The following is a 10012-nucleotide window of genomic DNA, read 5'->3' on the forward strand; positions in this document are numbered from 1 at the left end:
ACCGACGTCTACACCCTGCCCAAGCACCTCGACGAAAAGGTCGCCCGCCTCCACCTCGACGCCCTCGGCGTCAAACTCACCACCCTGCGCCCCGAACAGGCCGCCTACATCGGCATCCCCGTCGAAGGCCCCTACAAGCCCGACCACTACCGCTACTGACACACGGCCGGCAACACCCCCACCGACACAACACACCCCGCTCCCGCCCAGCAAGCGCAACCAGCAACACTCCCGGCACCACACGGCAAACACCCGCCCAAGACGCCACCTTCCGCCCGCCCTTGAGATTCACTCAAGGGCGGGCCTCAAGCCGTGGCAGCAACCCCCACCAGTGCCACGATCACATGCCCACACGCCCGCATGTCTGCGTGCCCGTGTCTCCACGCCCAAGGCAAAAGCGCCCCGACCACCCAGACAAGGAAGCCCCATGAACCACAACCCCGCCCACAACCCCTACACACACACCAACCCCAACTCCTACCCCTACGCCTCAACACCACACGGCACCCACCCCGGCCACACCCCGCCCCCCACCCCCGCCAAGACCAGCCTGCGCACCACCCTCCTACTCACCTCCACCCTTCTGATGGGCCTGATGGCAGGACTATTCTTCGCCTTCGACGTATCAGTAATGCCCGGCCTGAGCGACGGCGACAACCGCACCTACATCACCGCCATGCAAAACATCAATGCCGAAATCGACGGAAACGGCCTGTTCGGCATGGCCTTTGTCTTCGCGCTCCTACTCCCCATCGCCTCAGCCATCATCGAATTCCGCAAAAGCAACCGCAAAGTAGCGGTATGGACCGCTGCCGCCGCCCTCGCCTACTTCGTCGTCCTCCTCATCACTTTCTCAGTCAACATCCCGCTGAACAACGAACTCGCACAACTCGGCAACCCCGCCAAGGTCACCGACTTCTCCGTCGTCGAATCCTTCAAAACCACCTGGGTCGCCACCAACATCATGCGCACCCTGCTCTGCATCACCGCACTCACCGCCCTCTCCCGCAGCCTCATGCTCTACGGCCGAGCAACACCCCACCGCGCATAAAAACCACCCCCACACAACCCAAAAACCACCCCCACCACACACCACACCCCACGGGCTGTCCCGTAAATGACTTTCGGATCGCCTCGGGCACGGCTGGCCGCCACTCGGCCAGCCGACTCATCCGGCAAGAACAAAGTTACGCATCCAGGCGATCGAGCACGGCATGGTGGACGCCGTCGCCCTCGGACCGACAGTCGCAAAGGATCCTCCAGGCCTTCCTACAGGCAAAGACGTACTCACCCAAGGCCCGGACCTACTCCTGGGACGTACTGCGCTCCTCTTTCCCCTACGAAAGTTCAACCTGGCCGCACCCCCGGCGGTGCCGAAGCCAAGGCGGGCCCTGCGCTGGATCATGATCCGGCCTGAGCACTTGCGGCCCGAGGAGGGCGTGGGCCTAAAGGAGGTCCGGGAAGCCTGCCCCGAACTCAACGCCACCGCTGAACACGTCCGAGGCTTCGGTTCGCTCATGCGCGAACGCCGCGGCGAAGACCTCGAAAGATGGATCAACCAGGCCAGAACACACGATCTGCCAGCCCTGCAGCAGTTCGCCGACGGGCTCCTGCGTGACCGAAACGCAGTTGTCGCCGGATTGTCGAGCACCTGGAGCTCCGGCCAGGTCGAAGGCCAGGTCACCCGGGTCAAACTACTCAAACGCGCCGGCTACGGCCGGGCTAAGCTCGACCTCCTCCGCACTCGCATTCTGCTGAGAAACTGATCGGCTGTGCTGTGCTCCGCTCCAGCCGTCAACGCCTCAAGAATCCGCCTCGACGCGTCGGCCACGTCAAGGCAAGCACGAGAGGATTCGTGACCACCCAATACGCCGGGTGCACCCAGCCTCTTTCCTTGGCGAGAAGGCCCGGTCCGTCCTCACGGTTCAGATGGCGCATGAGCCGGTCGTATGCCGGGCCGCCGCCGACCAGGAGTAGCGGAGCGACGAGCACCGCACCGCTCCAGACAGCGCACCGGAGCGCGAGTTGAGGAAATCCATCCATGCGCACTGGATGAGTATCGCTCAGCAACCGAGAAGCCGACAGGCAAGATCACGATCGACAGACCGGACCTGAACGTCACAAGATCAGCGACAGAGCCGACAAACATGCCCGGCGGGACCGTCAGCCGATCCGCCTGAGAGCTAGCCCCTCCTGGACGCGCCAGTGGTCTGCACCATATGGATCGGCCAGCCAACCGGTCAGACACTCAGCACCAGCACGGAACGCATCGGGCAACGAAATCACCTCACCCACCACAAGCCTGAACGCATCGACATCATGCGCGGCGTAATCGGTTCCGCACCAACAAGCCACATTCACCGCCGCGTCAACCACAAGCTAGCCCGGACCAGCGCTTACCACCTGCAGCAGGAACCCCAGCTGGTCACCCCCAGCAGCGTGCTCGATGACATCCAGCCCAAGGACGATCGGTCACGTCTGCTGGAGTGGTGTATCGACGGCCACTCGGTGATCTCGTCTTTGAGGCTATGCGGTGAGTTCGGTCGGGATAGTGGGTTCGTCGGTTTCTGACTCGATCGGGTGGAGACGGGCCTTGGCGAGAAGTTCGCGGCCCATGTAGCGGCGGGCCTCGGTCCACTCGTCGTTCTGCTCGGCGAGGACCGCGCCGACGAGCCGGATCACGGCGGTGCGGTCGGGGAAGATCCCGACGACATCGGTGCGGCGGCGGATCTCCTTGTTCAGCCGCTCCTGCGGGTTGTTCGACCAGATCTGCTTCCAGATCTCGCGCGGGAACGCGGTGAAGGCCAGCAGATCGTGCTGGGCGATGTCCAAGTGGGCTGCGGCTTTGGGGAACTTGGCTTCCAGTGCGTCCAGGACGTGCCGCATCTGTGCCTTCACCGCGTCGGTGTCGGGCTGTTCGAAGACCGTCCGCATCAGCGTGGCCACCCAGGGCTGGGCCGATTTCGGGACCTGGCTCAGCAGATTCCTCGCGTAGTGGGTGCGGCACCGCTGCCAGGACGCGCCGGGCAGGGTGGCTCCGATCGCGTCCACGAGGCCGGCGTGGGCGTCGGAGACGACGAGCTGGACGCCCGACAGGCCGCGGGCGATCAGCGAGCGCAGGAAGGCGAGCCAGCCGGCACCGTCCTCGCAGGTGGCCACGTCCAGGCCGAGGATCTCACGGTGGCCGTCGGCGTTGACGCCGACCGCGATCAGCGCGTGCACGTTGACGATCCGGCCGCCCTCGCGGACCTTCTGCGTGAGCGCGTCGACCCAGACGAACGAGTACGGGCCCGCGTCCAGGGGCCGGTCACGGAAGGCTGCGACCTGCTCGTCCAGATGCTTTGCCATCGCGCTGACCTGGGACTTCGACAGCTGCGTGACGCCGAGGGACTCGGCGAGCTTCTCGACCCGCCGAGTGGAGACCCCCAGCAGGTAGGCGGTGGCGACCACCGAGATGAGGGCCTGCTCGGCCCGGCGGCGGCGCTCCAGGAGCCAGTGCGGGAAGTAGCTGCCCTGCCGCAGCTTGGGGACGGCCAGCTCGATGGTGCCGGCCCTGGTGTCCCACTCGCGCGGGCGATAGCCGTTGCGGTGGTTGACGCGTTCGTCGCTGACCTGCCCGTACTCGGCTCCGCAGAGGGCGTCGGCCTCCGCCGACATGAGCGCGTCGGCGAACGTCTTGATCATCGCGCGCAGCAGATCGGGACTCGCCGCGGCGAGGTTGTCCTCCGCGAGGGCGTGCAGGGGCAGACTGTCAGGTGCGGTCATCGTGCTGATCTCCTTCGAGGCTTCGACACTTCGAAGATCAGCCGGTGGCCGTTCGTCTATGCGGGCATCAGCCCGATGCCGGAGCAAACCCCCGGATCAGGTCCAACCCATACACCACTTCCCAGGACGCAACCGGACGATCGGCATCCCGGGCTGCGAGCCCGTGAAAGCGGCATGCTCCAGGACCCACTCCCAATCCGCCCTGGTTCTGTCGGCACGAGCCGCATCGACCGTGCTGGCTGTCTGGTTCAAGGAGTCCATATCCGCTGCCCGCCGAACACCTGGTCGACGGCTACACCTCCCTGCCCCACCTGGAACAAGCCGCCCGTGAACACCAGGTCACCGTCTCCGGCCCGCTGAAGAGCAACCCCACCCGCCAGCACCGCCAAAGCGAGGGCTTTGCCCGGGACGACTTCCGCATCGACTTCGACCGTCGGCAGGTCGCCTGTCCCCAGGGCCAGGTCAGCCAGGGCTGGCACGGCGCCTACCCGACCTCCTCGCCCACCGCAGCCCCGCTGATCGTGGCCCGATTCACCAAGAGCCAATGCCAGCCCTGCCCGGCCCGCGCACGGTGCACCACGTCCCGCGAAAGCCACCGCACCGTGGGCTTTCCCCCACGAGAGCTCCGTGACCTGCAGCTCTGCGTCCGCGCCGAGCAACAGGCGTCCGAGTGGAAAGCCCGCTACGCGGTCCGCTCCGGGGTGGAAGGCACGGTCAACGGGTTCGGCCACGGCATGCGGCGCTGCCGCTACCACGGACAGGGAAAGGCCCACGTCCAGCACGTCCTGACAGCCATCGCTGTCAATATCGAGCGCCTCAGCGGACTGCCACCAGCAGAGGAAGCCCCCACACCCCGCCGATCGACTGTTTTCCAGAACTACCTCGACCAACGCGAGATCCCCCGACTCAAGTCCTTTCGCAACCTGGGCAGTTGATCTCAACGACTACAAGATCCCCGACAGAGTCAAGCTCAGGCTAGGTGCTGCCTCAAGCCTCGGGGAGGGGCGGGAGAACCGAAGTCGCGGACGAGGAACGCGATCCGGACACGACTGCCGGGGTCGGGTATGGTCGGAATGCGCGAGGTGCGGCTCGTGACGGGTCACGCTCGGGCCGCCCCTGTCCACGTCGGCGAGGCCACCACCCCCACGGGCCGTTGTCCGCGGGAAGCAGCCGCCGACGGCGGCCCGGCACATCGCGACGACCCTGGTCTAGAGTCGTGCCCCCGCCCGCCTACCTGGATGATCTCATGCCTCTCACTCCTTCGGACTTCACCGCCCTGTTCACGGACCAGTCCCACTGCACCCTCCGGGGAGGCCGGCTTGCCACCGTCTCCCTGAGCGAGCCCGTGGACCTGGCGCTGCCCACGGGAAGGGTCGTGGTCTGCGATCCCTTCACGGGCCTCGGGCCGTTCAGGCCGCGTCCGTATACGGCCACCGTCCGCCCGGGCAGGTATCCGGTCACCGTGGCGGTGGTGTCGTTCGACAACGACGGCACGCCGGCCCGGGTGACGGCCGCTGCCCGGCTGTCCGTCGCCGACGCCCCCGTGGCCCGGTGGGAGCTCGCACTCGGCGAACACGAGGACGTCACGGAGCTCGGTGAGAACGAATTCTTCGGTTACGAGACGGATTACGGGGACGTGTGCTTCGTCGACGGCTCCGGCGTGGACGCGCTGGCTGATCACGAGGACCGGCTCGTCGAGGATCTGAGGGCCTACGTGGCAGCGGATTTCGCCCGGCCTCCCTTGTGGGTCGGGTCGGACGGGGAGGAGGTCGTGGCCTTCAATACGGGCCGCGGCTCCGGGTCCTACCCGGTGTGGGTGGGCCGCACGGACAGCGGTGACGTCGCGTGCTTCGTGGCCGACTTCCTCGTGCTCGAGAAGCCCGGCACCGTCGGCACCGGGACGCATTGAGTCGAAACTATCTGGTTGCCTATTCGAGGGTGTAGCGGACGTGTCGGGCGTGGAAGTAGCCGCGGACGATGTGAGGTTGGCGCTGACGGCGGTGGAGGAAGCGTCGGGTGTCGCGGGCAAAATCATCGATCGAACGGGCCCGTGCGGCGTGGACATGCCGCTTGATGTCCGCGTTCAAGATCTCGTCGGGGTTGAGTTCGGGGCTGTAGCCGGGCATCAGGTGCAACTCGACGCGTTCGGCGTTCGTCTCCAGCCAGGCGCGGACGGTCTTGCCGCGGTGGACGGGGTGCCGGTCGGCGATGACGTGGACCTTGCGTCCGGCCTGGCGGGCGAGCCGGTCGAGGAACGCGACAAAGACCTTCGCGGTGAACTTGCCGGTGAACACGGTGAACCAGAGTGAGCCGCGGGAGGCGATCGCGGACATGATGTTCACGCGGAACCGGAGGCCGCTGACCTTCACGGTCGGGGTCTGCCCGGCCGGTGCCCACGAGCGGCCCGGCGGGGCGGTGTCCGAGCGCAGGCCGCACTGGTCCATCCAGGCCACCACGGCGCGCTCCGTCTTCGCCCGGGCGGCGATCGCGGGGTACTCGTTGTCCAGCCAGGCATCGACCTTCGCCTGGTCCTGGCGGTAGGAGCGGCGGTCGGGCCGCTGCGGGGAGAACCCGTGCCGGCGCAGCCACTTGCCCACCCCCTGCTCGGTCATGGTGACACCGACAACCATCCGGATCAGCTCGCCGACCAGCTTGCGGGTCCACAACGGGCCACCGATCAGCAACTCCTCCGGGGTGTAGTCGGCCATCGCCTGGAACAGCACCGCACGGCCCTCGGCCCCGATCAGGTCACCCGGTCCCGAGCGGGACTTGACCGGTGCGGCGAGCGCCTCCCTACCCGCAGCCTTGTACTTGCGCCACCAGGTACCCACGGACCGCTCCGAGACCCCGAACACCTCAGCCGCCCGCCGGTACGTCCGCACCTGCCCCGACTCCAACGCGGCCACCACACGCAGCCGCACCACCTCCTACGCGGCAGGCCCCCAGACCCCGCGCACCCCCAAGCTCAATCACACCACCTCAACGAACAAGGCAACCAGATAGTTTCGACTCAATACCACCTGCAGCAGGAACTCCAGCTGGTCGCCCCCAGCAGCCGGACACCCTGCCAACCAAGATCGGCAAGTACACGCCCCACGACTCAACTCATTCCGAAGTGATCATTCTAGACACACGCCTGCCACTGAATTTCTCGCGCGACCCGTCGAGCCGCACGAGAAATTCAGTGGCAGGCGTGTTCAACCAGCTACACGGAGCTGACCGATGTAGACGCGAGGCCGGGAAAGGTTCACCCGGTTCAACTGCCGGCGCCGTAACGCACCAAAGCCCACGCCAAAAACCCGACCGCCACCGTGCACAGCACCGCCCGCCAGGCATTGGCCCGCGCCCAAGGAGCTTCAAAAGCACGCCTGACCGCGGCCGGATCAGCAATCCCCGAAGCCGGACCCGCCTTCTCCAAAGCATTATTCAACGGAATGTTCACCCGACTGGTCATGCTCATCACCACGATATAGAGGGCGAGAGCCACCACCAAAGGAACCAACACCCCCCGACGGCCATCCGGAACATGCAAGGCAACAGCCACGGCCGTGAAAACGAAAGCCCCGATGTACCCCAACACGAACCAGCCATTGAGAATGGCCACATTAATCTTCTGCATGACCTCGATGACCGTACGGTCATCCGTGCGCTTCAACCCCGGCATCACCGAGACAGAAAAGCCATAGAACAAGCCACTCACCAACCCCATAGTGATGGTCGCAGCGATGAGCGAGACAAACCGTGCCGTTTCCACGCGGATTTCCCTTTGCCGATAGTCGGTTAACGATTCAAGGCCTACAACGGGGCAAGGCGCGGTCATCATACGAGGCCGAACAGACACCGCCCAGGCCGCTTCAAGCAACCCTCAAGCACACGACCACCCCCACCACCACGCCCCTCCCCCACCACAAGACACCTAGCCGGCCACGGCCTTCACCTGCCGCACCGCGGTGACCTGTGCACGAAAGACCTCACGACCCTCTTGATGCCCCACCACCTCCACCTCCACCACGTCACCCTCCACCCTTTGAGACAACAGCCGGGCATCCACCCAACACGCGGCATCGAACTCGGCATAACTGAGAAACTCCGACGCCATCCCCGTCACCAAAAACCCCTCAGCCGGCAACACCCCATACGCTGCCTGCCGCGCCGCCTCCACCAACACCATCCCCGGATGATGATCATTAGCATGCTCAAAAAGAATGGGATGCCCCAGATCGGGACTCAAAAGCCACCGCCCCGGACCCTGCGCAGCAGCCAACACCACATCAAAAGCCGCCACCTTACCCACCGAAGAAGCCAACACCGGCTCCACACGCGGCGACACACAAGCCATCACACCCTCACCCCGCACCACACGAGGCCCCCGCAACCGCTCATACACCGCCGGCGGCACACAACTAAAACGAGCCCGACCACGCCCCATAACCCGGCCATCACGCCGAAACACAACCTGCAAAAACCCCGAAAACCTGCGCCCCTGCCACACAAAATCACTGCACGTAGCAACAATCTCAAGATCAGTCGGAGAATCACCTATCAACAAACAATCCGGCTCGGCCTCAAAATCCAAGCTCCACAACAACACCTTATGCCCCAACGGAACCCCATACACCGCATGGCACAAATAAAGCCCCACCTGACGAACCGTCTCACCCACCTGCACCGGATCATGACAACGCCCATCAGCACTCACAAAAAACGTATGCGCACGAGGCCACTGCCCCGCCACCACAAAAACATCCTCCCCCGCCCGCACACACCCCGTAAGAAAAACCTCCGCCACCGCACTACGATGCACATACTCACGAGGAACCGTCGCCACCAAACCCGACACCCCACCCCCCACAGACACCCCAAAAACACCCTTCTGAAACGTCAGCACAGTCATTACCCTCTCCACAACACCGGATCATTGGATGAACGCGCACGCCAGGAACACGAAGATACGTACTATCCGGTTTTCTTTGCAAGACACCGAAGAAGAACACCCACCCCCAACAAACCAACCACCCACCCCACACCCCCCAAAACACCCACAGAACGACACCTGACCACTCAACCCTTCTCATCCTGAATAGCCGCAGGTCAGCAGCATGTAGACGGCTTGGGCAATGGCGCCGATGCAGCAGGTAGAACACCTAGCCCACCGGAGCAACCACCAAGACTTCAACAGGGCAACAACACCCTCCCCAAGCACCCGAAGTCGGGCGTGGTCCCGGTTGAACTGCTGATAGCACTCGGGGTGTTCGCGGTGGCGGTAGCAGAGGGTACGGACCGTGGCGCCGGCGCCCTGGTAGGCGCGGTCCGCCAGGACGAGGATCTGCCGGGTGAGGCAAGCCTGGATGATGCCGTGGGCCCGGGCGGCAGTGAGGTCAGTGGGTGCGTCCCGGCGTGGCCCGGGGGAACCAGAGCGGTGTGCCGTCGGGCCGGGCGATGGCCTGGACGTTCATGCCGTGCTGCTTGTGCTTTTGGGAGTAGCACGGCTCGTGGGCGGCGATGCGGTCGGTGGGGATCGGGGTGCCGCCGATGACGACGAAGTCGCCCTCGCCCAGGCCGGTCAGGGCCTCGTGCAGCCCCGGCACCCAGGCCACAAGGACGTCGAGGGTCTCGTCGACGTAGCGCCAGGCAGTGGCCGTCGAGACGTCGAACCCTGCCGCGAGCTGGGCGAACGTCTCATTCTCACAGAGAACGGCCAGCACAAGGGAGGCCTGCCGGAAACAACCGAGCCGTCTCCACGGCGAGTTCAGTCCACGCCTTCGGACATATTGATCAGAAACTCATGGCGTTCTCGTCCAGGACGTAGCTGACGTGTGGGCCGCCGAAGTAGCCGCGGACGATGTGTGGTTGACGCTGACGCCTATGGAAGAACTTGCGGGTTTCGGCGGCGAGTTCGTTCTGATTCCCGGCCCGGCGGGTGTGGGGCAGGCTGCGTTTGCTGATCGCGGACATCGCGTTCACGGAGAACCGGTTCCCGGTGCGGCGGACGACCGGAGCAATGCCCTTGGTGCCCCAGGTGCGGCCGATGACCTGGCCCAAGCAGATCCCGACCTGGTAGGCGAAGAGAGCCTCAACGTTCTCCGCTGAAACTACTTGCGAGTGGAGGCGAGAGTCCAGGCTGATCAGCCGCTCTCTGCGATCTCTAACCTCAATACCAGTGACTTAAGGGGTTGAGTCCCAGCTTCGGGGGACCTTGGTCGGTGGGTTGATCGAGGCTGTGCGCCAGTGTGGGGCGATGGCCACG

At 65.0% G+C, this 10012-nt stretch carries 12 protein-coding genes and 1 pseudogene; 6 read left to right on the forward strand and 7 right to left on the reverse strand.

Annotated features, from left to right (window positions below):
* From ACFW22_RS35020 to ACFW22_RS35035, 4 genes are all read left to right on the forward strand, one after another.
* Nucleotides 1–159, forward strand: a 159-nt coding sequence (locus ACFW22_RS35020; protein ID WP_386412662.1) for an adenosylhomocysteinase, incomplete at its 5' end; no start/stop codon positions are given.
* Between the two features lie 268 nt (nucleotides 160–427).
* Entirely contained in the window at nucleotides 428–1051 is a 624-nt protein-coding gene (locus tag ACFW22_RS35025) for a DUF1772 domain-containing protein (protein ID WP_386412639.1), read from the forward strand.
* A gap of 352 nt (nucleotides 1052–1403) precedes the next feature.
* Nucleotides 1404–1766 carry a transposase gene (locus ACFW22_RS35030; RefSeq protein WP_386412664.1) on the forward strand — a complete coding sequence of 121 codons (363 nt, stop codon included), beginning with the start codon at nucleotides 1404–1406 and terminating at the stop codon, nucleotides 1764–1766.
* Between the two features lie 439 nt (nucleotides 1767–2205).
* Nucleotides 2206–2571: a hypothetical protein gene (locus ACFW22_RS35035; protein ID WP_386412642.1), complete on the forward strand. Its 366-nt coding sequence runs from the start codon at nucleotides 2206–2208 to the stop codon at nucleotides 2569–2571.
* Here ACFW22_RS35035 and ACFW22_RS35040 read toward each other — a convergent pair.
* The gene (locus ACFW22_RS35040) at nucleotides 2527–3765 is read right to left on the reverse strand and encodes an IS256 family transposase (protein WP_386412644.1); all 1239 of its coding nucleotides are present in this window, start codon (nucleotides 3763–3765) and stop codon (nucleotides 2527–2529) included. The two genes, ACFW22_RS35035 and ACFW22_RS35040, sit on opposite strands and share 45 nt — an antisense overlap.
* A 248-nt stretch (nucleotides 3766–4013) precedes the next feature.
* The gene (locus tag ACFW22_RS35045) at nucleotides 4014–4244 is read right to left on the reverse strand and encodes a hypothetical protein (protein ID WP_386412647.1); all 231 of its coding nucleotides are present in this window, start codon (nucleotides 4242–4244) and stop codon (nucleotides 4014–4016) included.
* Here ACFW22_RS35045 and ACFW22_RS35050 point away from each other — a divergent pair.
* Both ACFW22_RS35050 and ACFW22_RS35055 read left to right on the forward strand, forming a co-directional pair.
* Nucleotides 4185–4700 (forward strand): transposase, encoded by a 516-nt coding sequence (locus ACFW22_RS35050; protein ID WP_386412667.1) that lies wholly within the window; start codon nucleotides 4185–4187, stop codon nucleotides 4698–4700. The two genes, ACFW22_RS35045 and ACFW22_RS35050, sit on opposite strands and share 60 nt — an antisense overlap.
* Nucleotides 4701–5011: 311 nt before the next feature.
* A complete protein-coding gene (locus tag ACFW22_RS35055; protein WP_386412650.1) occupies nucleotides 5012–5674 on the forward strand; it encodes a DUF4241 domain-containing protein in 663 nt (220 codons plus the stop codon).
* A gap of 19 nt (nucleotides 5675–5693) precedes the next feature.
* Here the strand turns inward: ACFW22_RS35055 and ACFW22_RS35060 are convergent, their stop codons facing one another.
* The 5 genes and pseudogenes from ACFW22_RS35060 to ACFW22_RS35080 all read right to left on the reverse strand — a co-directional run bounded on the left by ACFW22_RS35060 (nucleotide 5694) and on the right by ACFW22_RS35080 (nucleotide 9807).
* A complete protein-coding gene (locus ACFW22_RS35060) occupies nucleotides 5694–6689 on the reverse strand; it encodes an IS630 family transposase (protein WP_386412652.1) in 996 nt (331 codons plus the stop codon).
* Between the two features lie 332 nt (nucleotides 6690–7021).
* The gene (locus ACFW22_RS35065; RefSeq protein ID WP_386412655.1) at nucleotides 7022–7519 is read right to left on the reverse strand and encodes a DUF1772 domain-containing protein; all 498 of its coding nucleotides are present in this window, start codon (nucleotides 7517–7519) and stop codon (nucleotides 7022–7024) included.
* Nucleotides 7520–7681: 162 nt separating this feature from the next.
* Nucleotides 7682–8659: a ScbA/BarX family gamma-butyrolactone biosynthesis protein gene (locus ACFW22_RS35070; RefSeq protein ID WP_386412657.1), complete on the reverse strand. Its 978-nt coding sequence runs from the start codon at nucleotides 8657–8659 to the stop codon at nucleotides 7682–7684.
* 177 nt (nucleotides 8660–8836) lie between these two features.
* Nucleotides 8837–9527: pseudogene (locus ACFW22_RS35075) on the reverse strand (transposase family protein); the annotation flags it as partial.
* A gap of 13 nt (nucleotides 9528–9540) precedes the next feature.
* Nucleotides 9541–9807, reverse strand: coding sequence for a hypothetical protein (locus tag ACFW22_RS35080; protein WP_386412660.1), 267 nt, complete (start codon nucleotides 9805–9807; stop codon nucleotides 9541–9543).
* Between the last annotated feature and the right edge of the window lie 205 nt (nucleotides 9808–10012).

It is taken from the genome of Streptomyces sp. NPDC058872 (assembly GCF_042743065.1).
Lineage (GTDB): Bacteria > Actinomycetota > Actinomycetes > Streptomycetales > Streptomycetaceae > Streptomyces.